Source organism: Sorangium sp. So ce448, assembly GCF_051520915.1.
Lineage (GTDB): Bacteria > Myxococcota_A > Polyangia > Polyangiales > Polyangiaceae > Sorangium > Sorangium cellulosum_B.
The window spans coordinates 5092357-5108185 of the sequence record NZ_CP150343.1 but is presented as its reverse complement, the minus strand read 5'-3'; the positions used below and the strand labels follow the sequence as shown (position 1 = coordinate 5108185).

General features: G+C 71.5%; 10 protein-coding genes. 4 read left to right on the top strand and 6 right to left on the bottom strand.

Going from position 1 to position 15829, the window contains the following annotated elements; all coding sequences use genetic code 11:
* Positions 1-338: 338 nt before the first annotated feature.
* The 3 genes from WMF45_RS19200 to WMF45_RS19190 form a co-directional block, all read right to left on the bottom strand.
* Positions 339-1301: an SMP-30/gluconolactonase/LRE family protein gene (locus WMF45_RS19200; RefSeq protein ID WP_437718327.1), complete on the bottom strand. Its 963-nt coding sequence runs from the start codon at positions 1299-1301 to the stop codon at positions 339-341.
* Between the two features lie 129 nt (positions 1302-1430).
* On the bottom strand, positions 1431-3053 hold the full coding sequence (locus WMF45_RS19195) for a DUF1552 domain-containing protein (RefSeq protein WP_437718326.1): 1623 nt from the start codon (positions 3051-3053) through the stop codon (positions 1431-1433).
* A 192-nt stretch (positions 3054-3245) separates the two neighbouring features.
* Positions 3246-6236, bottom strand: coding sequence for a kelch repeat-containing protein (locus WMF45_RS19190; protein ID WP_437718325.1), 2991 nt, complete (start codon positions 6234-6236; stop codon positions 3246-3248).
* 401 nt (positions 6237-6637) lie between these two features.
* Between WMF45_RS19190 and WMF45_RS19185 the strand changes: the two genes are divergently transcribed.
* Complete coding sequence (locus tag WMF45_RS19185; protein WP_437718324.1) at positions 6638-9838, top strand: SNF2-related protein; 3201 nt, start codon at positions 6638-6640, stop codon at positions 9836-9838.
* The gene (locus WMF45_RS19180; RefSeq protein WP_437718323.1) at positions 9835-10764 is read left to right on the top strand and encodes an SWIM zinc finger family protein; all 930 of its coding nucleotides are present in this window, start codon (positions 9835-9837) and stop codon (positions 10762-10764) included. The genes WMF45_RS19185 and WMF45_RS19180 overlap by 4 nt, the downstream gene beginning before the upstream one ends.
* An 8-nt stretch (positions 10765-10772) precedes the next feature.
* Here WMF45_RS19180 and minE read toward each other — a convergent pair whose 3' ends face one another.
* From minE to WMF45_RS19165, 3 genes are all read right to left on the bottom strand, one after another.
* The gene (minE, locus tag WMF45_RS19175) at positions 10773-11090 is read right to left on the bottom strand and encodes a cell division topological specificity factor MinE (RefSeq protein ID WP_437553500.1); all 318 of its coding nucleotides are present in this window, start codon (positions 11088-11090) and stop codon (positions 10773-10775) included.
* Positions 11091-11102: 12 nt separating this feature from the next.
* Positions 11103-11930 (bottom strand): septum site-determining protein MinD, encoded by an 828-nt coding sequence (gene minD, locus WMF45_RS19170; protein ID WP_437718322.1) that lies wholly within the window; start codon positions 11928-11930, stop codon positions 11103-11105.
* Between the two features lie 158 nt (positions 11931-12088).
* Positions 12089-12337 carry a hypothetical protein gene (locus WMF45_RS19165; RefSeq protein ID WP_437718321.1) on the bottom strand — a complete coding sequence of 83 codons (249 nt, stop codon included), beginning with the start codon at positions 12335-12337 and terminating at the stop codon, positions 12089-12091.
* 63 nt (positions 12338-12400) lie between these two features.
* Between WMF45_RS19165 and WMF45_RS19160 the strand changes: the two genes are divergently transcribed.
* The gene (locus WMF45_RS19160) at positions 12401-14038 is read left to right on the top strand and encodes a DUF1592 domain-containing protein (RefSeq protein WP_437718320.1); all 1638 of its coding nucleotides are present in this window, start codon (positions 12401-12403) and stop codon (positions 14036-14038) included.
* A gap of 35 nt (positions 14039-14073) precedes the next feature.
* Entirely contained in the window at positions 14074-15480 is a 1407-nt protein-coding gene (locus WMF45_RS19155) for a DUF1552 domain-containing protein (protein WP_437718319.1), read from the top strand.
* Positions 15481-15829 lie beyond the last annotated feature (349 nt).

Below are 15829 nucleotides of genomic sequence, written 5' to 3'. Positions count from 1 at the left end.
CTCATGGCGTCGATGGAAATGGTCCCCGGCCGGGGGCGCTCGTGGTGAGCGGACGCCCCGCTCGTGCAGGGGCATGGCGGCACGACGCATCGCGGACAGGTTGACGCCGGCGCGCTGCCTGCCCGAAGCGTCGTCGCCGTTCGTCACCGCCAGCGAGCGCGTCCTCGAGGAGGCCGGCGCCGCGCTCGACGAGATGCCGGTGAGGAAGGCGCCCGAAGCGATCCCCCTGCCCGCCCACCTCGAGGTCGTCGTGCGCACTGCCGGAGGCGAGCTTGTCCGGCTCCGGCTCGGTGCCGTCGTCCGCCGGCGGGCTCGACCCCAGCACCCGACGCCGGGCGTCAGCGCATGTGCGCGAGCGGGAGCCCGGCGACGGGCGCGCGGAACGTGAGCAGGTGGGGCATCGCCAGCGACCCCATGTAACACGTGCGGAGATCGGGGCCGCCGAACGCGATGCTCGTGGGCAGCTGCAGGGTGTTTCCGGCGCAGGCGCCGAGATCGGCCGGCTCGACGGTGCCGTTCCTCTGCTTCAGGGTCATCGTCTCGAGGACGGCGGGGCGCGGATCCTCGAAGACGGTCTGGTAGCTGCCGTCGGGGAAGATCACCCCGAGGCCGTTGCGACAGACGGCGACCACCCAGAGGTTGCCCTCGGCGTCGAAGGCGAAGCCATCCATGTACCCGCCGATGCCGAGGCTATCGGGCCCGAACTGCTCGGGATCGCCGAGGCTCCCGTCGTCGCGCACAGGGAACCGGAGGAGGCGGCCGGGGATGGTCTCGACGGCGTACAGGAACCGCTCGGCGGCGTCGAGGCGCACCTCGTTCGTCAAGCTGAGGCCGTCGGCCACGATGCGGGCGCCCTTCTCGTCGACGAGCACGATGTACCCGTCGCGGATGCTGCCCGCGACCGCGGGCCACCACGGGAGCTGCCGTGTCGTGACGGAGATCCAGAGTCGATCCCGCGAGTCGATGAAGCAGAAGTTCACGGCGCCGAGCGGCTTGCCGTCGACGGAGTCGAGGAGGACCTCGGACCGGCCGTCGCGGTGGAGCTTGTGGATCTTGCCGCCGGACATGCTGGCGACGATGAGGTTGCCCTGCCGATCCATCGCCATGCCGTTCGGCTCGGGCACCTCCGGGCCGAGGGTCGCCTGCCGGCCATCGGGCTCGATGCGCGTCGCGATGCCGCGAGCGTCCGAGGTCCAGAGCGTGCCGCCGGGCTCGACGATCACGCACTCCGGCCTGACAAGGCCTTGCCCGACGTACTCGATCCGAGACAGCTCGAGGGTGAAACCCCTGACAGATGACATCCAGCGACCTCCCGGCACGGCGCCGCGCCGCGCCTTCTCGACGCGCGCGAGCATATCACCGCCCTCGCCGACGGGGACGTCTCGAGCAGCCGCGCCGCCCCGCGCCGACAAGCTCGGGAGCGAGACCGCTCAGGAGTTCGCCTTGAGCGCGGTGAACTCGCCTGGATCGTGGATGGTGGGGGGATTGACCCCGCCGCCGATGAAGTCTTCCGTCCTGTCGTACATGCCGAAGTGGGTCACCGGCCCCGAACCGCCCGGCGCCGGGAAACCATCCGCGCCCGCCTTGACCCCGAGGGCGTTCATCAAGCTGCAGAAGTACTTGTTGATGGGCGCGTTGGCGAGCGACGGATCGGTCCCCGTCTCCTGGGAGATCGCGTCGACCTGGTTCGAGGTGCCTTCGGTGCACGTGAACTCGCTGTTGCCGGTCGTGAGATCCGACGAGCCGTCTTCGACGTTCACGGCCCAGCCGGTCTTGAAATAGCCGCCGGCGCTGCCGGCCTGGATGATCGGCAGGTTGTTGAGGTTGCGGGCGCAGCCGTCCGACACGTCCTGGAACCAGACGGCCGCGCAGCTGTCGAGGAGCGTCCCGTCGCCCTCCTCGAGGCGGCTCAGCTGCTCGACGAGGTGCGCGAACTTCCTCGCATAGTAGTCGTCGATCGTGAGGAGCATGTCGATCGCCCCCGGGACGCAGGTGCCCGTCATGTTCGCGCTGTCCAGGCGATGCGAGAGGCTGGCGCTCTCGTGGTTCACGCCGAGCCCCTTGAAGAGGTAGTTCCCGGGGTATTTCAGGAAGATGACGGGGTTCGCGTTGCACGCCGCCGCGAGCACGGCGAGGTTCGAACAGAGGTCCGCTCCGTCCAGAGTGTCCGAGATTCGCCGCGTCAGCCGGTCGTCGCCGCTCGGGGACGTGCCCAACAGGTTGATGTTTTCTTGCGTCGCGCCGAGCGCCGTGGCGAGGGCCGTGTTGCACTGCGCAGAAGCCATCCCATTCCCTGTCGCGTGGATGAGCTCCTTCCAGGATGCGAGCTTCTGCTTGTCGGCGCGGCTCATGTCGAACCGCTCGAGCCTCTGCAGATCATCCTTCACGATATCGAGGACGCTCTTGCCGCGCATCGCCGCGTAGGTGTCCGGAGACGTCGGCTTCCCCGGCTCGAAGATGCCCGTGAGGCTGCTGAAGACCTGCGACGCGTTGAGGCCCCTGAAGAGGGTCTCGGCGCCGGAGTAGGAGATCGCCGACTGAGGGCTCTCATTCTGACCCGCCATGTTCAAGAGCAACGGAGTGCCTTGCGGGCTGAGCTGTCGTGCGATGACGTGGTCCAGCGAGGGACCGGTCGGCTTGGCGTTGAACTTCGTCGCGGAGTCGAAGCTGAACGGGTCGTCGCTGTTGGGAGTCACCGGCTGGCAGGTGAAGTACGACCCGAACACCTGCGTGTAGGGATCGTTCCCTTGCCCCCGCGCCAGCGTCGTCGTCCACTCGTTCATCGCGCGGATGCCGCGGGGCATGAGGAGCTTGTCGACGTGAGGCGCCAGGTGCTTGAGCGTCGTCGACTGGAGGTCCGCGGCGGTGAGCGGGCCGTGCGACTTCTTCGGGAACCACCTTGTCGTGATGCAGCCATAGGGCGTGAACATCACGATCAGCCGCTTCGGCGGCGTGGCCGGCTGCGCCATCACGGAGCGGTCGAGGATCGAGCCGAGGAACGGCGCCGCGACGCAAGCTCCGCCCAGCCCCCGGAGGAAAATTCTTCGGTTCATGTGCTTTGACATGGTCGTATTTTTCCCGCCTCAATGAAGACAAACGCCCGGCTGCCACTCGGAACGCCCTCGGATGCCCGAGTTTGCCGCGGCTCCATCCCCCCTAATCTCCGGGGGTCCGTGAACGTATTTGGAATTCGCTCGGCCGGGCGCGTTGGTCGACCGAACGTCACGTCGGGCTGCGCGAGCGGCTCACGCAGCGCTGCGGATCCTCTCGGAGCGCCGGCGCACGCCCAGGGCAGCGAGCCCCCCGAGGAGGACGAGCCATGTGGGTGTCCCCTGGACTCCGGGCCCCATCTGGCAATGCCAGCCACCGCTGTCGCCGCCTGGCGCGCCGCCGCCAGCGCCGCTCTGCGCGCCGGTGTCACCGGCGCTACCCCCCTCGCCCGTCCCGCTGTTGGCGCCAGCGCTCGTGCTCGTGGTGCCGTCGCTGCCGCCAGCACCGCTGGCGTCGCCCCCGCTGCCGCCAGCACCGGTGGCAGCGCCGCCGGTGCCGCTCACACCACCGCCGCTGCCGCTGGCATCACCGCCGCTGCCGCCGGCGCCACCCTCTCCGCCTGCGCCCGGCAAGCATACGCCAGCCTGGCACACCCCTGTGCTCGGGCCCTGCCCAGGAACATAGAAGTGCACGAGGGGGGACCGGTAGTACCCACTGCCGAGCTCGCCGCCCGCCATCAGAACGCGGCCATCATCCAGCCGCGCCACCGCGCCATGGGTGAGCGGGATGTTCAAGGCTGGCCCCGGCGACCAGATGTCCGTCGCCGGATCGTAAAGTTCAACCGTATAATCGAGAGAATACGGGCCTTCCAGCTCACCGGCCACGAGCACCCTGCCGTCGGCAAGGAGCACCGTCGCATTGACATATCGCCGGGCGGCCATCTCCGCCGCCGGCGCCCAGGTGTCGCTCTCCGGATCATAGAGCTCGGCTGTCGTGAGGGCTACGCCATCGGGGCTTCTCCCCACCACGAGCACCCTGCCGTCCTGGAGCAGCGTGGCCGCATGCACCGCGCGTGCCTGGCTCATCGAAGCCACAGGCGTCCAGACGTCGGCCGCCGGGTCATACACCTCCGCGCTCGCCGATTGGTTACTGCCGCCCGTGACGAGCACCCTGCCGTCCTGGAGCAGCGTCGCCGTGTGGTAGAATCGCCGCACATTCAGGGGCGCGACCAGGGTCCAGACGTTCGTGGTGGGGTCATACACCTCCGCGGATTCGTCGCTGCCGGCCGCGACGAGCACCCTGCCGTCCTGGAGCAGCGTCGCTGTGCCCATGCTGTGCTTCCGGAGCATGGGCGGGGCCTGCTCCCATGCTCCCGTGGCCGGGTTGAGCCGGTCCACGCGATCGCCGCTGATCACGAGGACCGTGCCGTCGTGCAGCAGCGTGGCGTGCACGATCGACCGCACCTGCGGAGTCCCCCCGATGAGCTGCCATTGGTCCATGCTCGGGTCGTAGCGCATCGACCTCCAGCGCAGGGGGGAGTTGCTCTCCACTCCGATGACCAGCACCGTGCCGTCCTCCAGCACCGTGGCGATGCCCGCGCTCTTCATCTCGTACGGTATCCGCGCCGCGGCCTGCCAGGCATCCGGCGTCCCCGCGACATCGCAGCGCGCGCCGTCCGGCTTCTCGGGCGCGGGCCCCGAGCACCCGAGCGCAGCATCGCATGCGGGAGCCTCGTGACAGCCGTCCGGCGGCTGGCAGCTCGCCGGGCTCGCCGCGACGCAGGCGCCCGCCTCGCACGAGCTCGTCGCGGAGCACACCTCGGCGTCGTCGCACGGGGTGCCGTCGGGCGCAGGGGTGCCACCGGCGCAGGTCCCCGCCTCGCAGACGCCCCCCTTGAGGCACGCGCCCGTGTCGTCGCAGGGCGTGCCCGAGATCGGCGTGCAGGCGCCGTCCTTCGTGGCGCCCGCCGAGGCCGCGCACGCGTCGCACGGACCGGCGCAGGCCGCATCGCAGCAGACCGAATCGGCGCAGAAGCCGCTCGCGCAGTCGCCGCCAGCCTGGCAGGCCGCGCCGAGCGGCGCGCGCTCGTGGAACAGCAGGGCGGAGCCCGTCGGCACCGGCACGCCGCCGGGCGAGCCGGACGCGACGAGCCCGCCGGCGATCAGGACGCTGCCGTCGTCGAGGCTCGTCGCCGTGTGATACCCGCGCGCCATCGTCTCCGGCGGCTCCACCTCGAGGGGTACCCAGAAAGCCTTCGCCGGATCATACAGCTCCAGCGCGGCGCTGAACTCGCTGTAGCGCCACTCGTTCAAGTAGGCGCCATTTTCGTCCTGGATTCCGCAGAGGTACGTCACCATGCCTCCTGTCAGGAGGACGCTTCCGCTGGGAAGCAGCGAGACGCCCAGGCCCACGTCGTAGTCCTCGGGCGGGTAGCAGTCAGGATACGGGTAATAGAACGGGTCATGCCCCGGGATCGCCACCCAGAGGTTCTCCTCGGGGAGGTAAAGCTGCGAGTTGTGCATGTTCGCGAACGGATATCCGCCCACGAAGAGGACGTCGCCGCTGGCGAGCCGCGTCGCGGGGTACTGCATGGCCCCGCCGAGATACCCGGAGGCCGGTGTCCAGGAATCGGTCTCTGGATCGTAGATGTTGCCGCGGCCGAAGCCCGCCGCGAGCACGCGGCCGTCGCGGAGCAACGTCGCGCTCGTGGCGGTCATGCCGCTCAGCGACCGGATGGGCGTCCACGTGCCGGCGGAGTCATCATAGATGCTGCCCGCGAGGGCGCCCGACGCGCGGCCGAGCATCAACAGCTTGCCGCTCGGGAGGGTCACGGCGCGGGGCGCAGTGAGGGCCGGCGTCAGGGGCGCCGCCGCGCTCCACAGATCGAGCTCAGGAGAATAGACCTCGACATGCTCGCCGTCCGTCGTGAGGGCCAGCCCGCTCGGCAGGACAGCAGTCGCGGCGACGTCGCGGAGCGGGCTGCGAAGCGGCGCTGCGGGCGTCCATGTCTTGCTCGCCGGGCCGTAGACCTCGACCTCCCGGAGGAGCACGGTCCCGCCGCTGCCGTGGCCTCCCGCCACGAGCACCCGGCCATCCTGGAGCAACGTGGCCGTATGCCCGCTGCGCGGGGTGATCATCGGGGGCAACTGCTCCCAGGACGGCGTTCCATCGGCCCAGACCTGCCCCGCAGGCAACACCACCGCCGCGCAGGCCAGGGCAACGCCCAGGTACCAGCTCGTTTGCATTCAGTTTCTCCTTAGCCGCCGTCTGATGCCTCCCGGTCACGCGACGTTCAGCTCCTGGAGCACCGTCGGGGCCAAGGGGCGCAAGGCCCGCGCGGCGCCCGGGCGGCCCCAGGCGCCCCTGCGCGCGCTCGGCGTCAGCCGTCCGCTCGAGCTCGTCACGCTCCCAGCGCAGCACGCTGCGAGGCCCATTCACTCGAGCCACGATCTTTTTCCATGAGATGTTCTCCAACCCTCCAGAACAGAGGTTTCAAACAAATTCTGGCAATTCGCAGCCATGACACGCAATGGGCTGAGCCCGTGATTCAGCGGGAGCGCTCCCGGCCGGCCCATCGCTTTTTTGGCTCACGACGCGTGAAGCCCCCTTTTCGCCGTCGCCGGCTGTGCAATGGATCTGCGCGTCGATGCCGCTCGTCTTTCTGCCCGGCGATCTCCGCTTCTTCCTCTGGGATGACACGGCCCCTCCGCGGCTCGCGGCCCGGTCGCTCGGCGCGACGACCCCGGCGGAGGCGGTCGTTGTCTCCGAGGCGGGCCGGGCCGTGAGGAAGATCGGAGAGGCGGCGGCGCTCCTCGACGGCCTGTCGGCGCTCGCCAGCATGGCCCAGGACGACCTCGGGCGAGCTCCGCCGTCCATCGCCGCGTGGAGCCTGGCGAGCAAGCTCGCGCTCGATCTCGTGGTGCGCGAGCGGGTCGTGCCCCGCGTGGTGCCGGCCGGCGCCGCAGGGGGGCGCACGGAGGCCCGCTGGGCGGTGTCGCTTGCCGCCCCGGAGGACGCCGCGCGCGTCGCGGCGCTCGCCAGGGCCATGCCGCCGGCCGCACACGCGGTGCCGGCGGGCGCGCAGGCCGTCCCCGCTCACGAGGGCCGCGGGCGCTCCCGGGCGCCCGCCGCCGTGGAGGTCTGGTCCGCGGAGGCCCTGCTGCGCGCCTTCCTGGACGCCGCGGCCGACGCGCTCGCGCGCGGCGGCGACACGGACCGGCCGGCGCGCGCGCCGCGTCCGGCGCACGCCCCGTGGGAGCGCCGGCTGGTGCTCGCCCTGACGGGCCCGCGGCGCGCCTTTGCCGCGGAAGGGCTCGCCGAGCGCGCGCTCGTGGCCGATCTCGACGCGTGGGTCCGGCCCGCGCTCGGCGCGTGCGACGCCCTGCGCGCCTGCTTCCGGCTGGAGCTGCCCCAGGGCGACCGCGGCTTCGTGCTCCGCTTCCTGCTGCAGGCGACCGACGATCCCAGCCTGCTCGTGCCCGCCGCCGACGTGTGGAAGAGCCAGGGACGCACGCTGAAGGCGCTCGGGCGCGCGTTCTCCGGCGCCGAGGAGGTCCTCCTCGGCGCGCTCGGCGCCGCCGCGCGGCGCTTCGCGCCGATCGCCCGGGCCCTCGGCGAGGCGCGGCCGGAGCACGTGGACCTCGATCCCGCGGAGGCGTGGGACTTCCTCGCGCAGGCCGCGCCGGCGCTGGGCGAGGCCGGGTTCGGCGTGGTCGTGCCGGGCGAGCTCCTGGCCTCGGGGCAGCGCCGCCTGCGCCTCCGCATGCGCGTCGGCGCGGGGCGCCGCACCGCCGGCGTCGTCGCGGGCAGCGCCGGGCTCGGCCTCGACGAGGCGCTCGATTTCGCGTGGGAGGCGGCGCTCGGCGACGAGGCGCTCTCCGCGCGCGAGCTCGCCGCCCTCGCGCGGCAGAAATCGCCCCTCGTCCGGCACCGCGGGGCCTGGGTGGTCGTGGTCCCCGAGGAGCTCGCCGAGATAGCGCGGCGCCTCGAGGCCGGCGGCGGCCGCATCTCGGCGCGCGAGGCGCTGGAGGGCGCGCTCGCGGGCGAGACCCGCGTCGACGGCCTGGCCGTCCCCGTGGTCGCCGAGGGCGCGTTCGCGCGCGCGATGGAGCGGCTCCGGTCGGGCGCCGAGCGCGCCGCCGCGCCGCCCGCGGGGTTCGTGGGGACGCTTCGCCCGTACCAGGCGCGCGGCGTCGCCTGGCTGCAGACGATGGCGAGCCTCGGCCTGGGCGCCTGCCTGGCCGACGACATGGGCCTCGGCAAGACCGTCCAGCTGCTGGCGTTCCTCGTCAGCCGGCGGGCGGCGGCGCCCGGGGACGCGCGCCCGACGCTGCTCGTCGCCCCGACGTCGGTCGTCGGCAACTGGGAGCGGGAAGCGGCGCGCTTCGCCCCTGCCCTGCCCCTCGTGCGGCACTACGGCGAGGGGCGCGCCCGCTCGGCCGAGGAGCTCGCGTCGCGGGCGTCCGGCGCGAGCGAGCGGCCCGCCGAGGGAGGCGACGGCGGCGCGCGCCGCGCGGGAGGCGGGCTCGTCCTGACCACGTACGGCCTGCTCCGCCGCGACGCCGCGGCGCTCGCCGGCGTGGACTGGGCGGCGGTCGTGCTGGACGAGGCGCAGAACATCAAGAACGCCTCGTCGCGCACCGCCCGCGCCGCGCGCGCGCTCCGCGCCTCGCACCGCGTCGCGCTGACCGGAACGCCCGTCGAGAACCGCCTCGCCGAGCTCTGGTCGATCCTCGAGTTCGCGAACCCCGGGCTGCTCGGCCCGCTCGAGGCGTTCCGCCGCGCCTACGCGGTGCCCATCGAGCGCTACGGCGACCGGAAGGCCGCGGAGCGGCTCCGGCGCGTCGCCGGACCGTTCCTGCTGCGACGCATCAAGAACGATCCCGCCGTGCTTCAGGACCTTCCGCCGAAGGACGAGGCCAGGGTCTTCTGCACGCTCACGCGCGAGCAGGTGACGCTCTACCAGGCGGCGCTCGACGAGGCGATGCGCCGCATCGAGGAGGCCGAGGGCATCGAGCGGCGCGGGCTCGTGCTCTCGCTGCTGACGGTGCTCAAGCAGATCTGCAACCACCCGGCGCAGTGCCTCGGGGAAGCGGGGCCGCTCGCGGGCCGGTCCGGCAAGCTCGCGCGGCTCACCGAGATGCTCGAGGAGGCGCTCGCGTCGGGCGATCGAGCGCTCGTGTTCACGCAGTTCCGCGAGATGGGCGACCGGCTGGTCCGGCACCTCGCGCCCTCGCTCGACGCGGAGGTCCTCTTCCTGCACGGCGGCACGCCGAGGCTCGCGCGCGACGAGATGGTGCGGCGGTTCCAGGACGATCCGCGGGGGCCGCGCGTGTTCGTCCTCTCGCTGAAGGCCGGCGGCGCGGGGCTCAACCTGACGGCGGCGAGCCACGTGTTCCACTTCGATCGCTGGTGGAACCCCGCGGTCGAGGACCAGGCGACGGACCGCGCGCACCGGATCGGGCAGCGGCGCGCGGTGCAGGTCCACAAGCTCGTCTGCGCGGGCACCGTGGAGGAGAAGGTCGACCGGATGCTGGAGCAGAAGCGCGATCTGGCGGCGCAGGTGGTGGGCCAGGGCGAGGCGTGGATCACCGAGCTCGACGACGCGGCGCTGCGCGAGCTGTTCGCGCTGTCGAGGGACGCCGTGACCGGCGCGGGCGAGCTGGACGATCGCGAGGAGCCGGAGCCGGGACCTGGGGAGGAGCGCGGCGCCGCGCGGGACGGGCGCGGCGTGCCGGCAGGCGTGCGCTGCGACGCGCCGCGCGCGCGGCAGGTGCCCCGCGTGGAGAGCCGGCGGACGGGCGCGAGGCGCCAGGTGGACCGAGCGCGCGGAGGAGCGCCCACATGAGCCCGCCGCCGCGATGGGCGCCGTTCCGCCAGGAAACCGGGCCGAAGCCGCCGCCGCCGGCGCGAGGCATCCGGATGAAGCGGGCCGGCGCGACCTGGTGGGGCAAGCGCTGGGTGGAGGCGCTGGAGCGGATGGCCCCCGACGACGCGGGCCGCCTCGCGCGCGGGCGCACGTACGCGCGCACGGGGAGGACGCACGATCTCACGGTGAAGCCCGGCCTCGTGACCGCGCGCGTGACCGGCTCACAGCCGAGGCCGTACAAGGTGATCCTCACGATCGCGCGGCTCGACGATGCCACCTGGGCGAAGGCGATCGCCGCCATGGCGAAGCGGGCGAGCTTCGCGGCGCAGCTCCTCGCGGGCCAGATGCCGGAGGACATCGAGACCGCGTTCCGGAGCGCCGGGACGAGCCTGTTCCCGGAGCGGCCGGAGGACCTCACCACCGCCTGCTCGTGCCCCGACATGGCGAACCCCTGCAAGCACGTCGCGGCGACGCACTACGTGCTCGGGGAGGCGTTCGACAAGGACCCCTTCCTGCTGTTCGAGCTGCGCGGACGCACGCGCGCGCAGGTGATCGAGGCCATCCGCGCCGCGCGGGGCGCCCCCCCGTGCGCGCGGGCCAAGCGGGCGGGCGCCGGCAAAGGCGCCCCCTGCGCCGGAGACGCGCCGGCGATCGCGACGGTGACGCCCGGCAAGATGGCGGCGAAGGACTACGACGCCTGGCGCGAGGCGCCGCCGGCGCTCGACGTGACGCTCCAGCCGCCCGCGGCGCACGCGGCGCTCCTCTCCCAGCTCGGCGCGCCGCCGAGCTGGACCGAGGAGCGCTCTCCGGCGGATCTCTTCGGACCGCTCCTCCGGGCGGCGTCGGAGCGGGCGCGGGAGATCGCGATGGCGGAGGGCGCGCCGCGGGGGCGAGGACGCGGCTGAGCCGCGCGTCAGCAGTTACGCGCGGCGGCGGCGCCCGTCCGGGACGCGGCGGCGGCGCGCACGGCCGCCCGCTCCGACTCGGAGAGCACGACGTTCAGCTCGAGCACGTCGCAATCGCCGCTCCGCTCCACGTTCACGCTCACCTGATCCAGGTCGATCCGCTCGTACTTCGAGATCACCTGGAGCAGCTCCTGCTTGAGCCGCGGCAGGTAGTCCGGCTCGCCCGTCGGGCGCACGCGCTCGCGCGCCACGATGATCTGCAGACGCTCCTTCGCCACGGACGCCGACTTCGGCTGCGACTTACGGAAATAATCCATGATCGACATGGCAGAACTCCCTCAGACGGTCGCCGCCTGGCCGCCAAAAATCCGGCTGAAGAACCCCTTCTTGGCCGGCTCCAGGAAGCGGTGGGGGCGCTCCGCGCCAAGGAAGCGCTGGACCACGTCGAGGTAGGCCTGCGCCGCGTCGCTCGTCGGATCGAGCACCACGGGCGTCCCGGCGTTCGACGCCTGGAGCACCGCCGGCGACTCCGGGATCACGCCGAGCAGCGGGATGCCGAGGAGCTCCAGCACGTCCTGGTGCGCCAGCATCTCGCCCTTGGCGACGCGCGCCGGCGCATACCGCGTGAGCAGGAGGTGCGTCTTCACGGGCGGCTCGCCGAGCTCCGCCCTGCGGGTCTTCGCGTCCAGGAGGCCGAGCACGCGATCCGAGTCCCGCACCGAGGAGACCTCGGGGTTCGTCACGACGATCGCCTCGTCGGCGAAATACATCGCCATCTGCGCGCCCCACTCGATGCCCGCCGGCGAGTCGCAGAAGATGTACTCGAAGCCCGCGCCCCGCAGCTCGTCAAGGATGCGCCCGACCCCGTCGAGCGTGAGGGCGTCCTTGTCCCGCGTCTGCGACGCGGGGAGCACGTAGAGCGAATCGAGCCTCTTGTCGCGGATCACCGCCTGACGGAGCGTCGCCTCTCCGCGGATCACGTTGACGAAATCGTAGACCACGCGCCGCTCGCACCCCATCACGAGATCGAGGTTGCGGAGCCCCACGTCGAAGTCGATGGCGATCGTCTTGCAACCGACGGCCGCGATGCCGGACGCGAGGTTTGCGGTCGTGGTGGTCTTGCCGACTCCGCCTTTGCCCGAGGTGACGACGACTACCTTTGACACCAGAAACCTCCTTGAGATGGTTCGAGAGACGTGGCCTGTCCTACGGCCGAGCCCGCGCGGATGCCCGCCTCCCGGCGTTGAGGGGGCGGCGTCGACGTGATGGGAGCTCGGCGCCCACCCGATTCCATTGAGGCCGGGGACGCGCTCGACTGGGTACGTCATCGCGAACCGAACGAACAACTTTTTCGCGACGAAACTTGCAGCGTAACCCGGCGGCGATCTGGATCCAAATTACCTACATGTAGGTGTACCCTGCCGGCGGCAGGTGCGCGCCGGGCGCGGGGCGATTCGAGGCGCTGGTGCACGTCGCGGCGCTCTTCCTTGTTCATCGCCTCGAGCACGAAGTCGTCGGGATCGAGCACGAAGTCGTCGAGGAGGAGCAGATCGACGGTCGTGAGAGAGACCACCTCGGCGTCGCGTCAGCTGACAGGCGGTTGCAGCCAGGAGCGCCTGAGCGCATAAAATGAACCATGGATCGATTACTTGGTTATCATTCTTACGGGATCATGCTGGCGACCACGCTGGCAGCGATCGCCGGATGCACGGGAGACGTGGGGGATCCCGGCGCCTCCGGGTCGGGCGGAGGCGGCGTCACGCTGCCCGATGGGACGGAGAGCGCGAGCCTCCTCCCAGCGCGCATCCGCCGGCTCACCAACGCCGAGTATGCCGCCTCGGTGCGCGCGCTGACGGGGACCACCAAGAACCCGAGCGAGGGGTTCGCGCCGGATTCGCGGCAAGACGGCTTCACGGTCAACGACGCGCAGCGCGTCGATCCGGTGCTGGCGAAGCAGCTCGCCGCCGCGGCGGAGGCGCTCGCGGCCGAGGTGAAGGGCAAGGTCTCGGAGCTCGCCCCCTGCGCCGATCCGGCGACGCTGGCGGAGAGCTGCGCCAGGACGTTCATCACGTCGTTCGGCGGGCGCGCCTACCGCCGCCCGCTCGACGCGGCGGAGGCCGACGCGCTGCTCGCGGTCTATCGGGTCGGCGCGAAGGGCGCGACCTACGCGGACGGCATCGAGCTCGTCGCGCGCGCGGTCCTGCAGTCGCCGGGCTTTCTCTACCTGACGGAGATCGGCGATGGATCCGGCGGAGACGCGCTGGCGCTGACTCCGCATGAGCTGGCGAGCTCCCTCTCCTACCTCATCACCGCTGGCCCGCCCGATGATGCGCTGATGGAGGCAGCCGCCGCGGGCGCGCTGTCGACCCCCGAGGGCCGGGAGGCCGAGGTGCGCCGGCTGCTCCAGACGTCGGCGGCGCGCGAGCGCATCGTGCGGGTCGTCCGCGAGTGGCTCGGCGTCGACAGGATCGCGATGACGGCGAAGGACTCCAACGTCTATGGCGACTTCGCCGGTGCCAGGGCGTCGATGGAGCGCGAGACGCAGGACTTCGTGACGGAGGTCCTGATGAGCTCCACCGGGACGGTCGGCGAGCTCCTGGGCGCCGACTGGAGCATCGTCGATGAGCCGCTCTCGAAGGTGTACGGCGTCACCGGCACAGGGCGCGTGTCGCTCTCCGACCGGCGGGGGATCCTCAACCAGGGCGCGTTCCTCTCCGTGTATGCGCACGCCACGGAGACCGCGCCCGTGCTGCGCGGGGTGACCGTCCTGCGCCGCGTCGCCTGCGTCAGCATCCCGTCGCCCACCGAGCTGAACATCAACGTCGTCCCGCCGGTGCCCGATCTGAGCAAGACGACGCGGCAGCGCTTCGAGATCCACTCCACCGACGCGGCGTGCAAGGGGTGCCACAACAGCATCGATCCGATCGGGTTCTCGTTCGAGCGGTTCGACGGCATGGGCATGGTCCGTGAGTTCGACAACGAACAGAAGGTCGACAGCGCGGTCACCGTCGCGATCGGCGCCGACTTCGACGGGGCGTACGCCGACAGCAACGCCCTCGCGCAGGCCCTGTCCACGAGCCCGACGGTGCGCTCGTGCTTCGCCCGCAACGTGCTACGCGCCTCGGTGGGCCGCAGCGGCAAGGCCGCAGCGGAGAGCGAGGAGGCGTTCTTGAAGGCATGGCAGGCCGTCCCAGAGGCAGAGCAGGGCAAGCTCGTCGAAACGCTGATCACCTACGTCAAGAGCAGTCTCTTCAGCCATCGGAGGCCCCAGTGATGCGCCGGTCGACCCGCCGTACCTTCCTTCGCGCCGTGGGCGCGAGCCTCGCGACGCTTCCTTTCGTCAACATGCTCGCGGACTCCGTCGCACGCGCGGGCGGCGAGGAGCTGCCGCTCAAGCTCGTCGCCGTCTATCACCCTCACGGCATCGCCGCCGAGTACTGGGCCATGCGCGCGGGGGACACGGAGACGAGCTTCGACATCGCGTACGAGAACTGCTCTCTCCAGCCGTTCGATGACGCGGCGACCTACGGCCGGAGCTTCAAGGACAGGATCCTCCTCGTCGAGGGCATCGACCACCTGTCGAACGCCAACGGGCACGACTCGGCCGGCACGATGCTGACCGGCAGCCGCATCGACGGGAAGATGCCGCTCAACCTCTCGCTCGACCAGTACCTCGCCGTGGAGAGGGGCCTCGGCGCGGACACGCGCATCACGAGCGTCGCGCTCGGGGTGGGCATGGACGGGACCGAGTCCGGGCAGACGCTGTCCTTCGGCGCGGGCGGCGCGCCGCTGCCCAAGATCATCCACCCGGTGGAGGCGTTCAACCTGCTGTTCGCGGGCCTCGTCGTGGGCGACGACCCCGAGGCCCAGGCCCGCGCGGCCCGGCAGCGCGAGCTCGGCCAGAGCGTGATCGACTTCGTGCACGGCGACATCAACCGCCTGCGCACGCGCCTCGCGCCCGCCGAGCAGCAGAAGCTCGACCAGCACCTGACGTCGCTCCGCGAGCTGGAGAAGCAGTACGCCGCGCCTTCGGCCGGCGGGCCGTCGTGCGTCGTGCCGCCGCTGCCCGACGCGTCGAGGTTCCCGTCGGTGAAGCAGTACAACGGCGGCGAGCCTTACTTCGACGCCATCACCGACGCGCACGTCGACCTCCTGGCGCAGGCGCTCGCCTGCGGCGTCACGCGCTTCGCCACGCTGTTCATGAACGACCTGTCCTACGCGAACAACCCGCTCGGGTTGCCGACGGACAACCACGGCTCGGTCGCGCACACCTACAACGCTTCGCCGGTCGGCAACAACGGCCGCCCCGGCGACGGCGATCCGGCGACCTGGGTGCCGCTCGCGAGGTTCAACCGGTACAGCTACTCGAAGATCGCGCGCCTCATGCAGCGGCTCGACGAGCTCGGCGCCCTCGACAGCACGCTGATCTACGCGTCGAGCGACATGGGGAACCCCGCCCTGCACAGCACGCGCAACGTGCCGACGCTGCTGGCGGGCGGGGCGAACGGGAAGTTCAGGATGGGCCGGCGCATCAAGCTCAAGGCGGATTGCCCTGCCGACGCGCCGTGGTGCGCCGAGACGGACACCACCTTCACGCCCGTCACGAACAGCCGGATCCTCGTGTCGATCGCCCAGGCGTTCGGCGTCGAGATCGAGTCGTTCGGCTCCCAGCCCGACCCGGCGCTCACCACGGGCGCGCTCAGCGAGCTCACGTAAGCCCTTGCACCGGCGCTCCGCCCGCCGGCGGAGCCTCACCCGTGACGCGCCGTCGGCGCGAGGCGTGGAGTCGCGCTTCCATGGCGCCCCTGCGCGTGGTGCCTTCGGCCGAGAGCTCCCACCTCGCCTTCACGCCATTCCTCATCGGCGATTTTCCGTGCCTATTGACAGTCACTTCGTCGACGTCGTATCTCAAAATTGCAAACATGGGTTTCAGGACGCCCACGACGTTGCAATGCGCCCGTCGAACCGACATGGTGCTCGTTCATCGCAGATGTCGGCCGCGCTGTATGGAGACCAGGATGCTTGTGGGACTCGCGTCCCCCATCTGGGCATCGTGCTCGCCGGC